This window comes from Aeromonas salmonicida, from assembly GCF_028355655.1.
GTDB lineage: Bacteria > Pseudomonadota > Gammaproteobacteria > Enterobacterales > Aeromonadaceae > Aeromonas > Aeromonas salmonicida.
The window spans coordinates 778,665-798,642 of record NZ_CP110645.1 but is presented as its reverse complement, the minus strand read 5'-3'; the positions used below and the strand labels follow the sequence as shown (position 1 = coordinate 798,642).

The window sequence follows — 19,978 nt, the reverse complement described above, 5'->3', positions numbered from 1 at the left end:
CAAGATGGCGGATCCACCCCACTCCACGGCCAAGAAAAAGGCTGCCCGCAGGCAGCCTTGATGCAAAGACTTCAAAACGTCAATCAGGCATCGCCCATCGCCAGCAGGGAGGCATTGCCGCCCACCGCAGTGGTGTTGATGGTACGGGTCTTCTCGGTGACGAAGCGGCCGAGGTAGTGGGGACCGCCCGCCTTGGGGCCTGTGCCGGAGAGGCCCTGACCACCAAATGGCTGTACCCCGACCATGGCGCCGATCTGGTTGCGGTTGATGTAGACGTTGCCCACGTTGATGCGGCTGGCCAGCTCCTCGGCGTGGGATTCGTTGCGGCTGTGGATCCCCAGCGTCAGGCCGTAGCCGGTGCCGTTGATATCCGCAATCACCTTGTCCAGCTCACGGGCAGCGTAGCGCACCACATGGAGGATGGGACCGAACTGCTCCTTCACCAGCTCACGGATGGAGCCAATCTCCAGCGCCGTCGGCTGCACGAAGTGACCCGCCAGCGTCGCGGATGGCATGGGGGCTTGAGCGATCAGACGTGAGCGCGGGATCATGTGCGCCAGGTGCGCATCCAGCCCGGCCTTGGCCTCGGCGTCGATGACGGGCCCCACGTCCGTGTTGTGCTCGGCCGGATTGCCCACTTTCAGCTCCTGCAGGGCGCCGGTCAGGATCTCCAGCACCCGCGGCGCTATCTCCTCCTGCAGGTAGAGTACCCGCAAGGCTGAGCAACGCTGACCGGCACTCTGGAAGGCGGCGCTCACCACGTCGCGCACCACCTGCTCCGGCAGAGCGGTGGAGTCGACTATCATGGCGTTCTGGCCGCCTGTCTCGGCGATGAGCGGCAGTATGGCGCCATCACGCTGGGCCAGTGTCAGGTTGATGAGCTTGGCGGTCTCGGTGGAGCCGGTGAAACAGACGCCGCCAATGCGGGCATCCGCCGTTAGCTTGGCCCCCACTGTGGCGCCATCGCCCGGCAGCAGTTGCAGCACATCACCCGGGATGCCCGCCTGATGAGCCAGGGTCACCGCCAGATGGGCGATGAGGCCGGTCTGCTCCGCCGGTTTGGCGATGACAGTATTGCCGGTGGCCAGTGCCGCCGCGACTTGCCCAAGGAAAATGGCCAGCGGGAAGTTCCACGGGCTGATGCAGACGAAGACCCCCCGGCCCTGCAGGAACAGCTCGTTCTGCTCGCCGGTGTAGCCGGGCAGCAGGGTCGCCTGTCCCATCAAACCACGGGCCTGCAGCGCGTAGTAACGGCAGAAGTCCACCGCCTCGCGTACCTCGTCGATCCCATCCTGCAGCAGCTTGCCCGCCTCGCGAGTACAGAGCGAGATGAACTGCTCGCGGTTGGCTTCCAGCAGATCTGCCAGCTTCTCCAGCGCAGCGGCACGCACGCTTACCGGCGTCTCGCGCCAGCGCGGGAAGGCGGCATGAGCCGAGACCAGCGCCTGCTCTACCGCCTGTGCGTCGGCCCAGTGGATCTTGCCCACCAGCTGGCTCACATCCTGCGGACTCAGCACTGTGCGGGCTTCGCTGCGCTTGAGGGTTTCGCCATCAACGATGGGGCCCGCCAGCCACTGCTTGCTCTCCAGCTCTTTCAAACGGGCGAAGAAGGGACGCTGGATGGAGACGATATTCATGTTGACGCCGCTGGAGTTCTTGCGGTCGCTGAACAGATTCACCGGCTGTGGAATGCGATCGTTGGCCAGACTGGTGTAGCGCTTGAGGGTGCGCAGCGGGTGTTCGGCCAGTGAATCCACCGGGGTGTTCGGGTCCACCAGCTTGTGAACGAAGGAGGTGTTGGCCCCGTTTTCCAGCAGGCGACGTACCAGATAGGGCAGCAGATCCTTGTGGGCACCGACCGGGGCATAGATGCGGCAGTGCAGGCCGGGATGGTCGTTCAGCACGGCATTGTGCAACTCCTCCCCCATGCCGTGCAGGCGCTGGAACTCAAACTGGCGATCACCGGCCATTTCCAGAATGCAGACCACGGTATTGGCGTTGTGGGTCGCAAACTGGGGAGAGATGAAACCACGGGTCGGCTCGCTCAGTAGATAGCGGGCGCAGGCCAGATAGGAGATGTCGGTACCCGCCTTGCGGGTAAAGAGCGGGTAGCCGGGCAGGCCAGCCTGCTGGGCATATTTCAGCTCGCTGTCCCAGTAGGCCCCCTTCACCAGCCGCACCGGGATCAGGTCCCCCTGCTCCCGGGCCAGCGCCGTCAGCCAGCAGAGCACCGGCAGAGCGCGCTTGGAATAAGCCTGCACTACCATGCCGAGCTTGCCCCAGCCACGATTGGCGTCAGAGCGGTAGAGCTGCTCGAAGAGATCCAGTGACAGCTCGAGGCGGTCCATCTCCTCGGCATCGATGCTGATGGCCACGTCCTTGTCGCGGGCCAGGCGCACCAGACCCACCAGCCGCTCGCTCATTTCGCCGAGCACCCGCTCGCGGTTCGCCACGTCATAGCGCGGATGCAGGGCCGACAGCTTGATGGAAATGGACGGCGCCGGGCCGCCGTCGCTGATGCGCTCATTGCCGACCGCCTCGATGGCGCGCTGGTAGTCGCCGAAATACTTGTCCGCATCAGCCAGGGTCAGGGCGGACTCCCCCAACATGTCATAGGTGTGGGTGTAACCCTTCTCCCGGGACTTGCGGCTCGCCTTGAGGGCCTCTTTCATGTCGCGCCCCAGCACGAACTGCTTGCCCATTATCTTCATGGCGGCATACATGGCGGAGCGCACCACCGGCTCGCCGAGCTTGTTGACCATGCGCCCCAGCATGTTGGCCGGATTGCCGTCCAGCTTCTTGTCCAGCTTGATGATCTTGCCGGTCAGCATCAGGCCCCAGGTGGAGGCATTGACCAGGGTGGAGTCGCTCTTGCGAAAATGGGAGGACCAGTTGGCGCCGGAGAGCTTGTCCTTGATGAGGGCGTCGGCGGTCTCTGCATCGGGGATGCGCAGCAGGGCCTCTGCCAGGCACATCAGTATGATCCCCTCCTGGGTATCCAGGCTGTACTCCTGCAAGAAGGCATCGATGCCATCTCCCGAGCCACTCTCCTTGCGCACCTTGGTGACCAGGGCGCGGGCGCGCTGGGTTACCTGCTCCAGCGAGGCCCCATCCCCCGGCAACATGGCGGAAAGCTCCGCCAGATAGGCGTTTTCATCCACCACGTAATTCTGGGTGATGGCTTCGCGCAAAGCGGCCAGATCGGAGGGAATGTAGTCAGCAGCAAGCACTTGAGTAGCTTTGAACATAGGGGGTCTTCCTGTACGCCCGCAGGCTATATTGACGAAGGCGGTCGTGCCGCCGAAACGCCGATAATGTATACAATCTCCACCCATAGATGAAATGAAATTGTTGCCTGCTATTAACAAAAAATCGCTGACTGGCAAATTTAGCCTGTATTCAGACCAGGAGACGGCGAGACAGACAAGTTTATCGCCTTATTTTGTATACAATTTTATGCGAGGCAAAAAAGAGGGGCCGCTATTGCGACCCCTCTTCATCCGACCGACAGAAACGGTCCGTTTGTCCTGTATTCACCATGCTGATGGCAAGATGCCGCTCAGTTCATCCAGCGCTCGCCGCGGCTGCGACGACGGGGCAGCATGGGGAGCAGGATACCAAGCAGGATACCGCCGCCCACCATGGCACCACCGCGGATGAACCAGTCCATCTGCATGTCGTGCTCCTGGTTGTCATAGCTGCGGGTCAGGGCCTCGTTCTGCTCCTTGAGGTTACCCATCTCCTCGCTCTGGCTGGCAAGCTGGGCCTTCAGGCTGTCGATCTCCTTGCTCTGCTCGGCGATCTTGCCATCCTTCTCGGTGAAGCGTTTTTCATTGTCACCGTTGAGGTTCTGCAGGCGAGCCTTGAGATCTTCCAGCTCTTGCTGGACCTGGGGCAGACGCTCGCGCAGGCTGATCTCGCCCTGCAGCTCGGCGTTCTTGATCCAGCCTTCACGGCCACGACCGTCCACCACCTGGGTGAAACCGGCTTCGTTGTTCACCGCCTTTACTTCCAGCGGTTCACCCGCCTTGACGCTGCCGAGGATCCGGAACTGGGTACCTGGACCATTGTGGATGAAGGTAAAGATGTTGTCTGAGACATAACGGGTGTCGGCCAGTGCCTGTTGGGCACACAAGCAGATAAGGATCCCGAGAAGGGCGCGCATGGTCGATCGGTTCTCTTCTTTTGGTTAGGTGACAGGCCGAATGTTAAGCCGCCAGCGGGTCAAAGGACAAGCAAAGAAAAGCGCTTCCCCCCGAGCTGAGAGCTGACTCGCAACTTGCCCCTCACTCACGCGACCATTCCGGACGTCGCAGGCTATTTCTGTTTCAGTGCCTTCACCTCTTCGCGCAGGGCACGCAGCTCCTGAAGCAGCAGATCCTGCTGCGCACTCTGTTGATGGCGCCACTTTTCCAGTTCGTTGTCACCCCGCCCGTGTTGCAGGAACAGGCTGGCCATGAAGCCGCTCAGGGCGCTGAACAGACCGACCCCGAAGATGATCATCAGGCTGGCGACGAAACGCCCCTCCTCGGTTTGCGGCACTATGTCGCCGTAACCGATGGTAGAGAGCGTCACCAGGGTCCACCAAAAGGCGTCATAGGCGTTGTGGATCTGGCTGCCGGGTCTGTCTCCCTCGACCCAGTAGATGAGTGCCGTACCCACCCCGATTTGCAGGAAAAAGATCAGCAGTATCCCGGCCAGACGGCTCTCGTTTCGCCCCCTGCGCACTATGGCGAGCAGGTCAGGGTTGCTGCGCAGCAGCTGGATCACCCGATAGAGCTGGATCAACCTGGCCCAGCGCAACTGCTCCACCATGGGCAGACTGCCCGGCAGATAGAACCAGTTCGCCTTGAAGAAGGCTCGCTTGTCACTGGCTCGGAACCAGCCATAGGTGAAATGGGCGAGGAAGACGTAGCAGATCAAACTGTCCAGATCATAAAAGAGGGAGAGCGTCTCGGGAGTGAAGTGGCGAGCCCCCAGCCAGCGGAATCCCACCAGTACCACTGAGACGATGGAGAGCAGGGCCATGAGCAGATCCATGGATCTCAGGCCAGAAGAGTGATGTCGCATACATTTTCCTACTTTAGGCACGGTGCGAATTAATAAAAAGGAAGATAATGCCGATAGTCCTGAGGGCAAAGGAAAACCGGTCATTAAAAGGAGAAAAATTATGCAGTTAAACCCGCTGGAGAGGCGAATGAGCAATATCCGGCTGGTACCCAAAGTGGTACTGCTCATGGTGTTCAGTACTGTGCTGCTGCTGGCCAAGCTCTGGTTCGATGCCAGCAATCTGGAAACCACACTGCTGAGTGAGGGCATCGACGCCGACAAGGCCAATGCCATTGCCGCTCGCCTGCTCTGGAGCGGCGTGATGGAAACCGCCGTGATGGGGATCGTCTTCGTCGTGTTGTTGCTGACCGGCTCCCGCCTCATGGTCAAGCAGGTGCACTATCTGGTGGGCCTGCTTGAGCGTTTCGCCCGCAAGGATTTGAGCCACAAGGTGCTGCTCAAGTCTCGTGATGAGTTCGGCGACATCGCCAAGGCCGTGGCCCACTCACAGGAGAATCTCAAGGAGGTGTTCGGCACCCAGCGCGTCGCCTGCAAGGAGCTCAATGACATCGCCTCCCAGGTCACCCTTTGCATGGAAGAGGCCAACGAGGCCATCAACGAAGAGTTCACCCAGATAGAACAACTGGCCAGCGCCATGAGCCAGATGGTGGGTGCCATCCGCGAGGTGGCCGCCCATGCGGAACAAGCTTCCCATGCCACCGCCGAAACCAGCCTGCTGGCCGAAGAGGGCAGCCGCTGCGTGGCGGCGACCGTCAACACCATAGATACCCTCTCCGGCAACATCCAGCGCTCCTCCAACGTGGTCAATCAGGTGGAACAGGGGGTCGAGCAGATAGGCTCAGTGGTGGATACCATTCGCAGCATTTCGGAGCAGACCAACCTGTTGGCCCTCAACGCCGCCATCGAGGCCGCCCGTGCCGGCGAAGCGGGTCGCGGCTTTGCCGTGGTCGCCTCCGAGGTGCGCGAGCTGGCCAACCGGGCCCAGGCCGCCACCGTCGAGATCCAGAAGATGATCGAGCAGTTGCAGGGCAATGCCCATCAGGCTGCCGAGTTGATGGCCCAGAGCGTGCAACAGGCCGACAAGGGGGTGGAGCAGGTGACCCAGGCCGGCGATCAGCTCGCCACCATAGTGCAGCGGGTACAAGGTGTGGCGGACATGAATCGCCAGATCGCGGCCGCCTCCGAGCAACAGAGCTCGGTAGCCGAGGAGATGAGCGGCAATCTGGAGCAGGTAAAACAAGTCGTGGAAGGTTCAGTGGTGGTACTGCGGGAGCTGCAGGAAGCCTCCGAGCTGGTGGAACATCACAGCCAGACCCTGGATACCCATATTCAGGCCTTCAAACTGGCCTGATGGCATCACATGAACCAACCTGTGGGCTCGTGGTGCCCGCTACCGAATGCCGGATCCGGATAACCACAGGTCTGGCCCAGACAGGCCTCCGGCAATGCGGCGGTGGTAAGGACACAAAAAAACGGCGCCTCTGTTAACAGAGGCGCCGTTTTTCATATCAGTGGGTGAGCCCGTCAGGCGTCCGGGTCGAAATCCAGACTCAGGCTGTTGACGCAGTAACGCTGGCCTGTCTCGGTCGGTCCGTCGGGGAAGACGTGACCCAGATGGGAGCCGCACTGGCTGCAGGTGATCTCCACCCGCTTCATGCCGTGGCTGCTGTCTTCTGTGTAGGTCACTGTGCCTTCGATGGCTCGATCGAACGAGGGCCAGCCACAGCCGGAGTCAAACTTGGCATCCGAGTGAAACAGCACGCTCTTGCAGCAGACGCAGAGATAGTCACCACTCTTGCGGTTGTGGAGCAAGGCACCGCTGTAGGGCTGCTCGGTGCCTTTCTCCCAGCAGACGCGAAACTGTTCCGAACTCAGCTTGTTGCGCCACTGCTCGGGATTGTTGTTGCTCATACCGACTCCTTGCCATTAATCACGGCGCCCAGCATACCCAGTCAGGCCGCTTTGCTCTACCCCGCCAGCGGGAACTGTGATCCCGTTGGCAACACGGTGGCAACATCCGGTGTAACGGCGACCTCCTCTTTGGCCAAGGCAACCGCCGGCAATGAAACCCGCTCCAGCAACTTGAGGGAGTGGGCTCGGCCAACCGCCACCTGCCGCTTGATGTCATCGGGCAGGAAGGGCAGGCCGTCATTGGTGGCAGTGTCTATGGTCTGGATCCACTCCAGCCCCTCCCCCGGTGGCGGCAGACGGAACTGGATATCGTAGTCGCTGGCGTTGAACAGCACATACCAGCGCTCCCCTTCGCACTGCTGCATGCCGATGTCCATGGCAAATGCCTGTCCCATGGGGGCGTGCCAATCCTGATCCGTCAGCTGATGGCCGTCCGGGTGATACCAGTTGACCTGATGGCAGCTGGTGGGTGCCCCGTTCCAGCTGTCATCACTCAGTTGCAGGTTGGCGAAAACGGAGGACTCCGCCCGCAAGGCCATCATCTGCTGGGTGAAGGCGAGCAGCCGCTCATCCTCCGGCCGCCACTGCCAGTTGACCCAGCTGATCTGGTTGTCCTGGCAATAGGCGTTGTTGTTGCCCAGCTGGCTGCGGCCCATCTCGTCCCCGGCTAGGAAGTGCGGCGTGCCCTGGGAGAGCAGCAGGGTGGCAATCAGGTTGCGCTTCTGCTGCTGACGCAGGTTGTTGACACGGGGATCCAGGGTCGGCCCCTCGACCCCATGGTTGCTGGAGAGGTTGTTGCCGTGGCCATCCCGGTTGTCCTCGCCATTGGCCTGGTTGTGGCGCTGGTTGTAGGAAACCAGATCCTCCAGGGTGAAACCGTCGTGATAGCAGAGGTAGTTGACGCTGGTATGGGGAGCGCGCCAGTTCTTCGGGAAGAGATCCCGCGAGCCCACCAGCCGGGTGGCAAAATCCCCCATCTTGCCGGCATCGCCGCGCCAGAAGGCGCGCACAGTGTCGCGGTAACGGTCGTTGATCTCCAGCCACTGGCTCGGGAACTGGCCGAGGCGATAGCCGAACGGCCCTATGTCCCAGGGCTCGGCGATGAGCTTGACCCGCGCCAGCACGGGATCCGCCATCATGGCCTTGAAGAAGGCCCCCATGGGATCGAACTCCCCCGCCTCCCGCGCCAGGGTGACAGCAAGGTCGAAGCGAAAACCATCCACCTGCATCTCCGTGACCCAGTAACGCAGGGCATCCAGCACCAGCCGCAGGCTGTTGGGGTGATCCAGATTGACGCTGTTGCCGCAGCCGGTGACGTTGGCATGGCGACTGTAGTCGGGGCCGTGAGCCCCCGCTTCGAAGGCATAGTAGCCCGCATTGTCAAAGCCCTTGAATGACAACGTGGGGCCATCGAAACCGGATTCGGCTGTGTGGTTGTAGACCACGTCCAGTATCACTTCGAGCCCGGCCCTGTGCAGCTCGCGCACCATGGTCTTGAACTCAGTCACCGCCTCCCCCGCGCTGTAGCGCGGCTCGGGGGCAAAGAAAGCGATGGGGTTGTAGCCCCAGTAGTTGGTGAGCCCCAGCTGCTCGAGCCTGGGCTCGGACATGAAGGCCGCCACCGGCATCAGCTGCACAGAGGTAACGCCGAGGGACTTCAAGTGCTCGATGATCACCGGATGGCAGATGCCAAGGTAGGTGCCGCGCAGTTCGCTCGGTACCCCCTGATGCTGGCGGGTGAACCCCTTGACGTGGGTTTCGTAGATGACGGTACGCGCAGGCTCTATGCCCGGCTTGCCGACCCCCTGCCAGTCGAAGGTGTCATCCACCACCACTGACTTGGCCACCATGGCGGCGCTGTCGCCCTCATACAGTTTGTCATCCCAATGGGTCGCCCGGCTTAGCGCCCTGGCATAGGGGTCGATCAGCAGCTTTTGCGGATCAAACAGCATCCCTTCCTGGGGCGCACCATGTACCCGATAACCGTAACGCTGACCGGCCTTGACGCCGCGCACATAGCCGAAGCGATATTGGCCGCGCCGGCCGGGCAATGCCAGCCGGACCAGCTCCTGCTCCTGCTCGTCGAACAGGCAGAGCTCTACCATGTCCGATTGGGGGGCCCAGACGCAGAAGTGACAACCTGTCTCATCGAGCAGGACCCCCAGCGGGTGGTCCTGCCCCTTTTCCATTGCAAACATCAAGACTCCTGTTTGATGAACAAGGTCGCGAGCGGCGGCAGATCCAGCACTATGCTGTGCCCCAGTCCCTGCCAGGGGGTTGGCTCGGCGACGAAGACCAGACCCACATCATAGTTGCTGCCCCAGTAATGCTCGCTATCCGTGTTAAGCACCACGCAGTAATTGCCGGTGGCAGGCACCCCGAGTCGATAGGCGATGCGCGGTACCGGCGTGAAGTTGCAGGCCACCATGATCGGGTGGGCCCCCTGCTTGTCGGCCCGCAGCCAGGCAAAGACACTGTTGTCGGCGTCGTTGTGATCCAGCCAGCGGAAACCGGTCTGATCATAATCGGCCTGATACAAGGCAGCTTCATGACGGTAGAGGTGGTTGAGATCGCGGATCAGGCGCTGCTGACCGCCGTGCTTGGGATACTGCAGCAGGTGCCAGGGCAGCTGGGCATCGTGGTTCCACTCGTTGCTCTGGGCGATCTCGGTGCCCATGAAGTTGAGCTTCTTGCCCGGGTGGGCATACATGAAGCCCATGTAGGCGCGCAAGTTGGCCGACTGCTGCCACTCGTCGCCGGGCATCTTGTAGAGCATGGAGTGCTTGCCGTGCACCACCTCGTCGTGGGAGAGCGACAGGATGAAGTTCTCGTCATAGTGATAAACCATGGAGAAAGTCATGTCGTTGTGGTGATAGCGGCGGTGAATAGGCTCTTTCTGCATGTAGGTGAGGGTGTCGTGCATCCAGCCCATATTCCACTTGAAGCCAAAACCGAGGCCACCGAGAAAAGTGGGACGAGACACGCCGGCAAAGGCGGTGGACTCCTCGGCTATGGTCATGGCGTGGGGATACTTGCCGTACACCTCTTCATTGGTCCACTTCAAGAGGCTTATCGCCTCGTAGTTGTGGTTGCCACCGTCGACGTTCGGCACCCACTCGCCGGCATTGCGCGAGTAATCCAGATAGAGCATGGAGGCGACCGCATCCACCCGCAGGCCGTCGATGTGGAACTTGTCGAGCCAGAACAGGGCACTCGCCACCAGGAACTGGCGCACCGTATTGCGGCCAAAGTCGTAAATGTAGGAGTTCCAGTCCGGGTGCCAGCCACGGCGCGGATCTTCGTACTCATAGAGCGGCGTGCCGTCGAAACGGGCCAGACCGTGGGCATCGGACGGGAAGTGAGCCGGTACCCAGTCCAGAATGACGCCTATGCCGGCCTGGTGGCACTGATCCACGAAATATTTGAAGTCATCGGCACTGCCGTAACGGCTGGTGGGAGAGAACATGCCCACCGGCTGATAGCCCCAGGAACCGCTGAACGGATGCTCGGAGACCGGCAGCAACTCGATATGGGTGTACTCCATCTCCTTGATGTAGGCCACCAGATCCACCGCCAGCTCGCGCCAGCTCAGGCTGTCGCCGTTGGGATGACGCTTCCAGGAGCCGACATGCAGTTCATAGATGGAGAGGGGCTGATCCCGCTTGTCATTGTGCTGGCTGGCAATCCAGGCTGCATCTTGCCACTGGTATTGATCGTGGTCATACACCACTGAGGCGAACGACGGATACTGTTCACAGTAGAAACCGACAGGGTCGCTCTTGTGAGGCAGACGATGACCGGCAGGATCCTTGAGTTCAAACTTGTAGCGATCCCCGGCCTTGAGGCCCGGCACGAACAACACCCAGTGACCGCACTGGCTGCGCTGCATGGGGTGACGACGGCCGTCCCAGAAGTTGAAATCACCGATCAGGCTCACGGCGGTGGCGCTCGGCGCATAGACGGCAAAACGCACCCCTTCCACCTGCACGCCAAGATGCTCCACGCTGCGCAGTTGCGCACCCAGGGTGTGGTAGATGTTTTCCGGCTGTGAGGTCAGTTCTGCCAGACCGGCCCAACCCGCATCCTGAAACTGATAGGGGTCGACAAATTCGGTACTGGCATCGGGGTAGCTGGCGAGCAGCTGATAGGGAAAGGGATTTTTACGGCGGGTGAAAACAGTTTCAAAAAGGCCCGATTCATCGGTGGGTGCCAGGGTGGCAACGACTTTGCCCGACTTGAGATCCTTGACGCGCACCTCAAGGGCATCCGGCAACCAGGCGGTCAGTTTGAGGCCAGGCCCATCCGGATTGGCCTGCAGGCCTAAATGAGAGAAGGGATCGGCACAGCGGGCAGCAACCAAACGTTCAACGAGCATCGAGATTTCCTTTCATAGCTGAGCATCCGCTCCGGCCAGGGCCGAAGCGGATGTAAGTGAGTCACGTTTTGTCGGCAGTGGCTCAACGACTGGCCTCATCACGGGCCTGGCTCATCTTGCCTGCCAGCGCCTTGAGCGCTTCATTGGCAAAAATATCCTCCAGATCGGTGGACAGCTTGCGACGCCAGTTGGGGTATTCGTAACTGGTGCCCGGCACGTTGACCGGCTTGTCCATCTCCAGCCAGTCTTCCAGCTGGGTGCTGAACAGTGCACAGCTGCCGCGGGACATATGCAGTTGCAGACCATGGTTGAGCTCGGTATTCATGCCGACCCAGTTCACGTCATGACTGATGTCGTCAGAGATGACCCCATGGGCATGCAGGCTGTCGAGGATCCGCTGCTTGGCCTGGTGGCGATCAGCATACAGTGTCTTGAGAACGTCTTCATCCGGATACAATCCCAACTCGCGACCCAGCGCCAGATCATCGCAATGCCAGAAGCCCTTCAGGGTCGGCATGTCGTGGGTGGTCAGGGCCGACATCGCCTGCTCGGTGTAGTGAGCGGGAGAGATGAAACCGCCATCGGCCTTGGATCGCTCGAAGAAGAACACCTTGTAGGAGTGAACTCCGTTCTCTTTGAGCGTGACGTCTATGCCTTCCGGTACAGTCCCCAGATCCTCGCCGATCAGCAGGCACTGATTGCGGTGGGATTCGAGCGCCAGGATACCCAGCAGATCGTTGACCGGATAATAGATGTAGGCCCCCTTGGCGGCAGACTCTCCGGGCGGCACCCACCACAGGCGCAGCAAGGCCATCACGTGGTCGATGCGCAGCGCGCCGCAGGAGCGCATGTTGGCGCGGAACAGATCCACCATGGGCTGATAGGCCGCTTCAAACAGCTGGTTCGGGTTCATGGGGGGCAGGCCCCAGTTCTGACCAAGCGGGCCCAGAATGTCAGGCGGTGCACCGACCGAGGCTTTCGGGCAGTAGAGATCCCGGTTGGCCCAGATCTCGGTGGAGCCTTCGGAGACGCCGACCGCCAGATCCCGATAGATCCCCATCACCATGCCAGCGGCCTTGGCGCGAGCATCGGCTTGCGCCAGCTGCTCGTCGGCCAGGAACTGCAAGTAGAGATAGAAGTTCACATCCTGGCTGTGCGCGGCCATCCAGGCAGCCACCTCGGGGTTGTGGTAATCCCGCAACTCTTCCGGCCATACCGGCCAGCCCCAGGCATTTTCGCCCTTGGCATAGAAGTGGGCCTGCAGGGCATCAAACGCCGCCTGCTGTTGCAGGCTGTCACCACCGGCCGCCACGAATGCATCGAAATCAGCCTGACGCTCGGCACTGAAGCTGGCTTCATCAAACACCTGACGCAGCATGCCGATCTTGGTCTGGATAACGCCGGTGTAATCCACGTTGCTCTTGGCACGCAGCTCGTTCAGGTGCTGCTGAAAAGCCGGATTGGCCACTTCGGCCTTGAGGCGATCGTTGGCCAGAAACTCGGGCACGGCTTCCACGTTGATATAGGCCACATTGAGCCAGCGACGGGAAGATGGGCTGTAAGGGCTGGCACTCTCGGGGTTGGCCGGATAGAGGGCATGAATGGGATTCAGACCCACGAAGTGGGCGCCCCAGGCGGCCGCTTTCTCGACCAACTGGCCGAGATCGCTGAAATCGCCTATGCCCCAGTTGTGGCGGCTGCGCAGACAGTAGAGCTGCACGCTAGGGCCCCACACCTTGCGGCCTTCGGCGATCGGAGCCTGCTTGTAGCACGCCTTGGGCGCGACGATGAGACGCATGCTGGCAAGTGGCTCATCGTTGCCCTCCTCCAGCAAGGTCAGCTGGTGATAGCCAAGCGCTGGCTGTACATCCAGCGTGACCTGGTAGGCCTGGCACTCCATCTCTTCGAATTCAGCCACGCCAACCAGCTCACCCTCAATTGGGGTGATTTGGCCGGACAACACAGTCCCCTGCTCCAGCGCAAGCTGCCAGGTAAGGGCGTCATTGACGAAATCGATGGGCAGACGGACTTCAAGGGTGATGGGCTCACCGCTGCGGACCACCATGACGGGATCCAGCGCGCGCAGCCAATGCTGACGGTGCTCCTCTTCCAACTGCTCGGTCAGGGCGGCCTCGTCATCGACGCGGTAACCCATGGCGCCCAGCATGGCAGACTTGCTCTCTTCGGATACCTGGGCCGGGTGGCCCCAGGCATCAACATACTCGCTGGCGATACCTTTGGCGGCAGCCAGCTGTTCAATCAGGGTGGTCATAGTTTGAGAATTCCCGCTGTGGATTCTATCTATACTATTTTGATTAATTTTTATGGGTGGTACTTGAACAGTGGCTCTGTGGCCATGCTAAACCGCGCACATTTTTACACATCTGCCGGGCTGGTTGTGTGACAGAGCAGGCACTATTGTTGATCTCTGTGACGCTGACCAATAGATAGTTATTTCGACAAAAACTGGTAGTCAGTTACATAAACAGAAAATAAATTTCACAGTTTTTCATGATATAGCGCAATTTCAGACAGATTGTTGGTTGACTCACAGGGGAGTTCTAGTAAATTTACAAACGGAATTTTCTTTGACTACTGAACAGTTAGGTAACCAAATATGACTATCAAAGTAGGTATTAACGGTTTTGGCCGCATCGGTCGTTTCGTGTTCCGTCTGGCCGCTGAGCGTGCTGACATCGAAGTGGTTGGCATCAACGACCTGATCGACGTTGACTACATGGCTTACATGCTGAAGTACGATTCAACTCACGGTCGTTTCAACGGTACCGTTGAAGTTAAAGACGGCAACCTGGTTGTTAACGGCAAAACCGTACGTGTTACCGCTGAGCGTGACCCGGCCAACCTGAAATGGGATGCCATTGGTGTTGACGTTGTTGCCGAAGCCACCGGTCTGTTCTTGGACGACGCAACTGCTCGCAAGCACATCGCTGCCGGCGCCAAGAAAGTCGTTCTGACTGGCCCGTCCAAAGACGCCACTCCTATGTTCGTCATGGGTGTCAACGACGCTACCTACGCTGGCCAGGACATCGTTTCCAACGCTTCCTGCACCACCAACTGCCTGGCTCCGATCGCCAAGGTTCTGAACGATACCTTCGGTATCGAATCCGGCCTGATGACCACTGTCCACGCTACCACTGCTACCCAGAAGACCGTTGATGGTCCGTCTGCCAAAGACTGGCGCGGTGGCCGCGGTGCGGCTCAGAACATCATCCCGTCCTCTACCGGTGCTGCCAAAGCTGTTGGCGTTGTTATCCCGGAACTGAACGGCAAGCTGACCGGCATGGCCTTCCGCGTACCGACTCCGGACGTGTCCGTTGTTGACCTGACCGTCAACCTGAAGAAAGCCGCTACCTACGCCGAAATCTGTGCAGCCATGAAAGCAGCCTCTGAAGGCTCCATGAAGGGTGTGCTGGGCTACACCGAAGATCAAGTGGTCTCCACTGACTTCCTGGGTGAGCGTCAAACTTCCGTGTTCGATGCCAAGGCTGGTATCGCACTGAACGACAAATTCGTTAAAGTTGTATCCTGGTACGACAACGAAATGGGCTACTCCAGCAAAGTTCTGGACCTGATCGCTCACATCTCCAAGTAATTTGGGATGCGCAATCAAGTAGCTTGAAAAAGGCGGCCATTGGCCGCCTTTTTGTATTTCGGCCCCTGGATTTTCCGACCCTCTCTTCATGAATGTGCGCGAGCACAGGAGTCCTCATGCAACCGATACGCTCTCTGACTGCCCACTGTACCCTCAGCCACAACGCGGCTGGCCAACCCCTGCTCACCATCGACAATGGCGATGCCAAGGCCGAGATCAGCCTGTTTGGCGCCCATGTATTGCGCTACCAGCGTCACGGCGAACCCGCCTCGATCTGGCTCAGCGACAAGGCAGTGCTGGATGGCAGCAAGCCCATCCGCGGCGGTATCCCCGTCTGCTGGCCCTGGTTTGGCCCGGCGCCAGCCCGCGTTGGCAGTGGCAAACCTTCCCATGGCTTTGCCCGCACTACCCTCTGGACCCTGGACGGCGTCTCCGATCACGGTGATGGCACCCTGGTACATCTCTCTCTGCGTGACAATGAGTCAACCCGTGCCCTCTGGCCGCACCCTTTCGAGCTGGAACTGGACGTGCTGATAGGCAAGGAACTCTCGCTGGTGCTGACTACCCGCAATACGGGTAAAGCCCCCGTCGCCTATAATGCCGCCTTGCACACCTATCTGCAGATAAGCGCCCCAGAGGCTGTCAGCGTGACCGGGCTGGGTGAGCCTTATGCCGACAAGCTGACCGGTCAGGATGGGCAGCAGCAGGGCGCTCTGACGCTCACAGCTGCCATTGATCGGGTCTACCACCAAGCCGAGGCCATGGTGATGGTCAAGGACGGCGATCGCACCACTAAAGTAGTGAGCGGTAACAACGACAGCGTCGTGGTCTGGACCCCCTGGCTGGAAGGGGCCACAGCCATGGCGGACATGAGCAACGATGGTTACCGCACCATGCTCTGCGTCGAAGCGGCCATCACGGCCGAGGCTGGCGTCGTTATCGCACCGGATGAGGAGCACAGCCTCTCTACCGTGATCATCTGATCTTCGTCTTCGCGAACCCCATAACGAAAGAGGGCACCCCAACGGGTGCCCTCTTCTATTCAGCCTTTCTATTCAACTCTTCGCGCACTCAGGCGTTACCCTGAGTCTTTAGCTTGAGTTCCGCAGCGAAGTCCAGCATGCGATCCAGCGGGATCAGTGCCTTCACCCGCAGGGCTTCATCCACCAGGATCTCGTGACGCTCGGCGCCATCGGTCAACGCCTCCTTGATCGCCACCAGGCCGTTCATCGCCATCCAGGGACAGTGGGCGCAGCTACGGCAGGTGGCACCATCGCCACCGGTCGGCGCCTCGACCATCTCCTTGTCCGGACAAGCCTGCTGCATCTTGTAGAAGATGCCGCGATCGGTCGCCACTATCAGCTTCTGCTGAGGCAGCTCTTTGGCCGCCTTGATCAGCTGACTGGTGGAGCCCACCGCATCGGCCAGCTCGATGACGGAAGCCGGAGATTCCGGGTGCACCAGCACGGCCGCATCCGGGTTCTGCTCCTTGAGCTCGCGCAGGGCCTTGGCCTTGAATTCGTCATGGACGATGCAGTGGCCCTGCCAGCGCAGCATCTGGGCCCCCGTCTTCTTCTCGATATAGGCACCGAGGTGCCTGTCCGGGCCCCAGATGATCTTGTGGCCCTGGCTGTCGAGGTGTTCGACTATCTCAAGCGCAATGCTGGAGGTCACCACCCAGTCCGCCCGTGCCTTCACCGCAGCCGAGGTATTGGCATAGACCACCACTATGTGGTCGGGGTGGGCATCGCAGAAGGCCGAGAATTTATCGATGGGACAGCCCAGATCGAGGGAACACTCGGCTTCCAGGGTCGGCATCAGTACCCGCTTGTGAGGGCTCAGGATCTTGGAGGTCTCCCCCATGAAGCGCACCCCGGCGACGATCAGGGTCTGCGCGGCATGATCCCGACCAAAGCGGGCCATCTCGAGAGAGTCACCGACGAAACCGCCACTGGCCTCGGCCAGCGCCTGGATCTCGGGATCCGTGTAGTAGTGGGCAACCAGCACGGCCTGACGCTCTTTCAGCAGTGCCTTGATGTCTGCGATCAGGGTCGTTTTCTGCTCGGCGGTCAGCGGGGCCGGTTTGACCGGGAACGGGTAGTCCATCTCGACCACCGGAGGGATATTGCTCAGTGCATTGCTCATTGCGACTGTTCCATCAAGGCTCGGAAAGGCAAAAATTATAACCAGAAGCCGGCCACAAACCCATCAACAAATCCGGTGATACGCAAGTGTCCGAATATACTCAAGTAATTCGTTGTCATTCTTGCCAAAAGGAGTTGTCGAATGAAACAACGCTCTCTCAAAACCAAGCTGCTGTTGCTCACCATGGGCCTCTTTCTGTCCAGTGGACTGGCCATGACACTGATGCAATCGTCCTCCTTGCAATCCCTGCGCAGCGACATCATGGCCCAGACCCGCAGTGCGCTGGAACAGGAGGTCTCTCGCACTCTGCAGTTCCAGGCCGAGCGTTACGCAGTACAAATAGGGGCCTTGTTGCAACAGTCCTATCAGGTGCCGCTGGGGATCGCCGCCCAGCTCGAGGGCAGCATGGCTCAGCCTGATCGCGCCCTCTCCCGTCCCCAGGTTGAAACCCTGCTGGGCAGCCGCTTGCAGCAGGCGAGCGGGATCAGCTCCATTTATGCCCAGTTTGAAGCCGATGGCTATGATGGCCAGGATGCCAGCTGGCAGTCCGGCGCATCCCACTCAGTGCCCGACAAGGGCAGTCTGGAGATCTACTTCGTCCGGGACCAGGGTGGCCAGGTCTCGCAACAGCAAGTGGACGCTGCCGCCAGCGAGGCCAAGTATGACACCTCGGTCAACGAATTCGGTATTCGCAACAGCGAATGGTACCTGTGCGGCCGGGATACTCGTCGCCCCTGCCTGATGGAACCCTACCTCTACGAGATAAGCCCGGGCAACCAGATGCTGATGACCAGCCTGACGGTGCCCATCCTCAAGGAGGGCAAGTTCGTTGGCATAACCGGTGTCGACATGAACTTGCCCATTTTCCAGCAATTGGCAGAAAGCCTGGGTAAAAGCCTGTATGACAATCAGGCCGACGTGACCCTGGTCAGCAAGATGGGTCTCATCGTCGGCAGCAACCGCCATGCCGACAAGCTGGGCCGTCCGCTGACGGAGGTCGGGCTGAGCGCCCCCACAGGACAAACCCTGGATACCGATACCGACTTCATCCTGCAACAACCTGTGCGGATCGAGGCGGCCGATACCCAGTGGTGGCTGCTGATCAAGGTACCCAAGGCGCTGGCACTGAGTCAGGCCAACACCATCAGCACTCAGCTGGGGGATCTGATGCAGGCGGCGCAGCGCCAGCAGCTGATCACAGTGACCCTCATCACCCTGCTGGCACTGGGCCTGCTCATCTGGTTCATCCAGACCATCACGGCCCCCTTGTCGCTCATCAGTCGCCATGTCTCCCACCTCTCCAGCAACGAGGGAGATTTGACCCAGCAGATGCAGATCGACACCCACCAGGAGCTGATCGAGCTGGCAGGACATCTCAATGCCTTTCTCGGCAAGCTGCGCGGCATGGTGCAGGGCAGCAAACTGATAGGCCAGCAGGTACACCAGCAGGCACAGGGCATGAAGCAGACGGCCGACACCATGCGCACCAGTCTGGATGAGCAGAGCATAGAACTGGAGAGCGTGGTCAGCGCCATGCACCAAATGAGCACCACTGCGGTCAGCGTGGCGGGTTACGCGGAACAGGCCGCCCAGGAGTCAGAAGCAGCCACCCATCACATCAATACCGCCCAGCAGACCCTGAGCAATGCCCGCAACGAGATCCATACCCTGGTTGAAGACATGCATCAGGCTGACAAGGCGGTGGCGCTGGTGGCACAGCGCAGCACCAATATCAGCCGTATTCTGGATGTGATCCGGGCCATTGCCGAGCAGACCAACCTGCTGGCACTGAACGCAGCCATAGAGGCAGCGCGGGCGGGAGACATGGGACGAGGTTTTGCGGTGGTGGCAGACGAAGTACGGGCCCTTGCCAACAAGACCCGGGAGTCCACCGACGAGATAGGCCAGCTCATCGGCAGCCTGCAAACCGAGGTGAGCAGCAGCCAGCAACTGATGAGCACAGGCATCACCCGCTCGGCCAGTACGGTCGAGGGCACGGAACAGGCGTTCGAGGCCCTCAACCGGGTGGTCGCCCAGATCCAGCAGATCCACGATCACATCAGCCAGGTGGCCACGGCTGCCGAGCAGCAGAGTGCGGTCAGCGATGACATCAACCAGAACCTGATGCGGATTGGTGATGCCGCCACCACCCTGGGACAGGAGGCCAGTGCCAGCCATCGCTTGAGCGAAGAGCTGGAGCAGGCCTCAACTGCACTGGCAACCCAGCTGGACCGCTTGAGAACCTGATGACAAACGACCATAAAAAAAGCCCGCATCGTTGCGGGCTTTTTGATCTGGTGGTCGTTACTGGGATCGAACCAGTGACCCCCTCCTTGTAAGGGAGGTGCTCTCCCAGCTGAGCTAAACGACCTGGGAATTCTGGAAATGATGGTGGGTCGTGCTGGATTCGAACCAGCGACCAATTGATTAAAAGTCAACTGCTCTACCGACTGAGCTAACGACCCATCTAAATCATTTTTTTACAAACTGGTGGTCGTTACTGGGATCGAACCAGTGACCCCCTCCTTGTAAGGGAGGTGCTCTCCCAGCTGAGCTAAACGACCTGGGAATTCTGGAAATGATGGTGGGTCGTGCTGGATTCGAACCAGCGACCAATTGATTAAAAGTCAACTGCTCTACCGACTGAGCTAACGACCCATCTAAATCATTTTTTTACAAACTGGTGGTCGTTACTGGGATCGAACCAGTGACCCCCTCCTTGTAAGGGAGGTGCTCTCCCAGCTGAGCTAAACGACCTGGGAATTCTGGAAATGATGGTGGGTCGTGCTGGATTCGAACCAGCGACCAATTGATTAAAAGTCAACTGCTCTACCGACTGAGCTAACGACCCATCTAAATCATTT

12 protein-coding genes and 6 tRNA genes are annotated in these 19,978 nt (G+C 59.9%); 4 read left to right on the top strand and 14 right to left on the bottom strand.

Going from position 1 to position 19,978, the window contains the following annotated elements:
- Positions 1-83 precede the first annotated feature (83 nt).
- The 3 genes from putA to ONZ54_RS03920 form a co-directional block, all read right to left on the bottom strand.
- Positions 84-3,248, bottom strand: coding sequence for a bifunctional proline dehydrogenase/L-glutamate gamma-semialdehyde dehydrogenase PutA (gene putA, locus ONZ54_RS03930; RefSeq protein WP_271787501.1), 3,165 nt, complete (start codon positions 3,246-3,248; stop codon positions 84-86).
- 311 nt (positions 3,249-3,559) lie between these two features.
- Positions 3,560-4,165, bottom strand: a complete 606-nt coding sequence (locus ONZ54_RS03925; RefSeq protein WP_017411655.1) for a TIGR04211 family SH3 domain-containing protein — start codon at positions 4,163-4,165, stop codon at positions 3,560-3,562.
- A gap of 152 nt (positions 4,166-4,317) precedes the next feature.
- Positions 4,318-5,070, bottom strand: coding sequence for a potassium channel family protein (locus ONZ54_RS03920; RefSeq protein WP_021139416.1), 753 nt, complete (start codon positions 5,068-5,070; stop codon positions 4,318-4,320).
- Positions 5,071-5,170: 100 nt separating this feature from the next.
- On the opposite strand from ONZ54_RS03920, the gene ONZ54_RS03915 reads away from it, so the two are divergent.
- Positions 5,171-6,421, top strand: coding sequence for a methyl-accepting chemotaxis protein (locus tag ONZ54_RS03915; protein ID WP_271787500.1), 1,251 nt, complete (start codon positions 5,171-5,173; stop codon positions 6,419-6,421).
- A gap of 173 nt (positions 6,422-6,594) precedes the next feature.
- On the opposite strand, the gene msrB is transcribed toward ONZ54_RS03915, so the two are convergent.
- The 4 genes from msrB to malQ form a co-directional block, all read right to left on the bottom strand.
- Entirely contained in the window at positions 6,595-6,981 is a 387-nt protein-coding gene (msrB, locus tag ONZ54_RS03910) for a peptide-methionine (R)-S-oxide reductase MsrB (protein ID WP_059113056.1), read from the bottom strand.
- 56 nt (positions 6,982-7,037) lie between these two features.
- Complete coding sequence (glgX, locus tag ONZ54_RS03905; protein ID WP_125608205.1) at positions 7,038-9,179, bottom strand: glycogen debranching protein GlgX; 2,142 nt, start codon at positions 9,177-9,179, stop codon at positions 7,038-7,040.
- Entirely contained in the window at positions 9,179-11,356 is a 2,178-nt protein-coding gene (gene glgB / locus ONZ54_RS03900) for a 1,4-alpha-glucan branching protein GlgB (RefSeq protein WP_271787499.1), read from the bottom strand. Before glgB ends, glgX begins: the two co-directional genes overlap by 1 nt.
- Positions 11,357-11,438: 82 nt before the next feature.
- Positions 11,439-13,628 carry a 4-alpha-glucanotransferase gene (gene malQ / locus ONZ54_RS03895; protein WP_271787498.1) on the bottom strand — a complete coding sequence of 730 codons (2,190 nt, stop codon included), beginning with the start codon at positions 13,626-13,628 and terminating at the stop codon, positions 11,439-11,441.
- A 345-nt stretch (positions 13,629-13,973) separates the two neighbouring features.
- On the opposite strand from malQ, the gene gap reads away from it, so the two are divergent.
- The gene (gap, locus tag ONZ54_RS03890; RefSeq protein WP_005313250.1) at positions 13,974-14,969 is read left to right on the top strand and encodes a type I glyceraldehyde-3-phosphate dehydrogenase; all 996 of its coding nucleotides are present in this window, start codon (positions 13,974-13,976) and stop codon (positions 14,967-14,969) included.
- A 116-nt stretch (positions 14,970-15,085) separates the two neighbouring features.
- Positions 15,086-15,952 carry a D-hexose-6-phosphate mutarotase gene (locus ONZ54_RS03885; RefSeq protein WP_059113053.1) on the top strand — a complete coding sequence of 289 codons (867 nt, stop codon included), beginning with the start codon at positions 15,086-15,088 and terminating at the stop codon, positions 15,950-15,952.
- Between the two features lie 88 nt (positions 15,953-16,040).
- Here the strand turns inward: ONZ54_RS03885 and nadA are convergent, their stop codons facing one another.
- A complete protein-coding gene (nadA, locus tag ONZ54_RS03880; RefSeq protein WP_058395912.1) occupies positions 16,041-17,114 on the bottom strand; it encodes a quinolinate synthase NadA in 1,074 nt (357 codons plus the stop codon).
- A 141-nt stretch (positions 17,115-17,255) separates the two neighbouring features.
- Between nadA and ONZ54_RS03875 the strand changes: the two genes are divergently transcribed.
- Positions 17,256-19,361, top strand: a complete 2,106-nt coding sequence (locus ONZ54_RS03875) for a methyl-accepting chemotaxis protein (protein WP_271787497.1) — start codon at positions 17,256-17,258, stop codon at positions 19,359-19,361.
- 48 nt (positions 19,362-19,409) lie between these two features.
- Here ONZ54_RS03875 and ONZ54_RS03870 read toward each other — a convergent pair.
- The 6 genes from ONZ54_RS03870 to ONZ54_RS03845 all read right to left on the bottom strand — a co-directional run bounded on the left by ONZ54_RS03870 (position 19,410) and on the right by ONZ54_RS03845 (position 19,965).
- Positions 19,410-19,485 (bottom strand) — tRNA-Val (locus ONZ54_RS03870).
- Positions 19,486-19,503: 18 nt separating this feature from the next.
- Positions 19,504-19,579 (bottom strand) — tRNA-Lys (locus tag ONZ54_RS03865).
- Between the two features lie 23 nt (positions 19,580-19,602).
- Positions 19,603-19,678, bottom strand: a tRNA-Val gene (locus ONZ54_RS03860).
- Between the two features lie 18 nt (positions 19,679-19,696).
- Positions 19,697-19,772: transfer RNA gene (locus ONZ54_RS03855), tRNA-Lys, on the bottom strand.
- Positions 19,773-19,795: 23 nt separating this feature from the next.
- Positions 19,796-19,871 (bottom strand) — tRNA-Val (locus ONZ54_RS03850).
- Between the two features lie 18 nt (positions 19,872-19,889).
- A tRNA-Lys gene (locus tag ONZ54_RS03845) sits at positions 19,890-19,965 on the bottom strand.
- Positions 19,966-19,978 lie beyond the last annotated feature (13 nt).

Excerpts from the sequence above, each read along its gene's own strand:
- putA (WP_271787501.1), bottom strand. The coding sequence starts at position 3,248 with ATGTTCAAAGCTACTCAAGTGCTTGCTGCTGACTACATTCCCTCCGAT.
- ONZ54_RS03925 (WP_017411655.1), bottom strand. The coding sequence starts at position 4,165 with ATGCGCGCCCTTCTCGGGATCCTTATCTGCTTGTGTGCCCAACAGGCA.
- ONZ54_RS03920 (WP_021139416.1), bottom strand. The coding sequence starts at position 5,070 with ATGCGACATCACTCTTCTGGCCTGAGATCCATGGATCTGCTCATGGCC.
- ONZ54_RS03915 (WP_271787500.1), top strand. The coding sequence starts at position 5,171 with ATGCAGTTAAACCCGCTGGAGAGGCGAATGAGCAATATCCGGCTGGTA.
- msrB (WP_059113056.1), bottom strand. The coding sequence starts at position 6,981 with ATGAGCAACAACAATCCCGAGCAGTGGCGCAACAAGCTGAGTTCGGAA.
- glgX (WP_125608205.1), bottom strand. The coding sequence starts at position 9,179 with ATGTTTGCAATGGAAAAGGGGCAGGACCACCCGCTGGGGGTCCTGCTC.
- glgB (WP_271787499.1), bottom strand. The coding sequence starts at position 11,356 with ATGCTCGTTGAACGTTTGGTTGCTGCCCGCTGTGCCGATCCCTTCTCT.
- malQ (WP_271787498.1), bottom strand. The coding sequence starts at position 13,628 with ATGACCACCCTGATTGAACAGCTGGCTGCCGCCAAAGGTATCGCCAGC.
- gap (WP_005313250.1), top strand. The coding sequence starts at position 13,974 with ATGACTATCAAAGTAGGTATTAACGGTTTTGGCCGCATCGGTCGTTTC.
- ONZ54_RS03885 (WP_059113053.1), top strand. The coding sequence starts at position 15,086 with ATGCAACCGATACGCTCTCTGACTGCCCACTGTACCCTCAGCCACAAC.
- nadA (WP_058395912.1), bottom strand. The coding sequence starts at position 17,114 with ATGAGCAATGCACTGAGCAATATCCCTCCGGTGGTCGAGATGGACTAC.
- ONZ54_RS03875 (WP_271787497.1), top strand. The coding sequence starts at position 17,256 with ATGAAACAACGCTCTCTCAAAACCAAGCTGCTGTTGCTCACCATGGGC.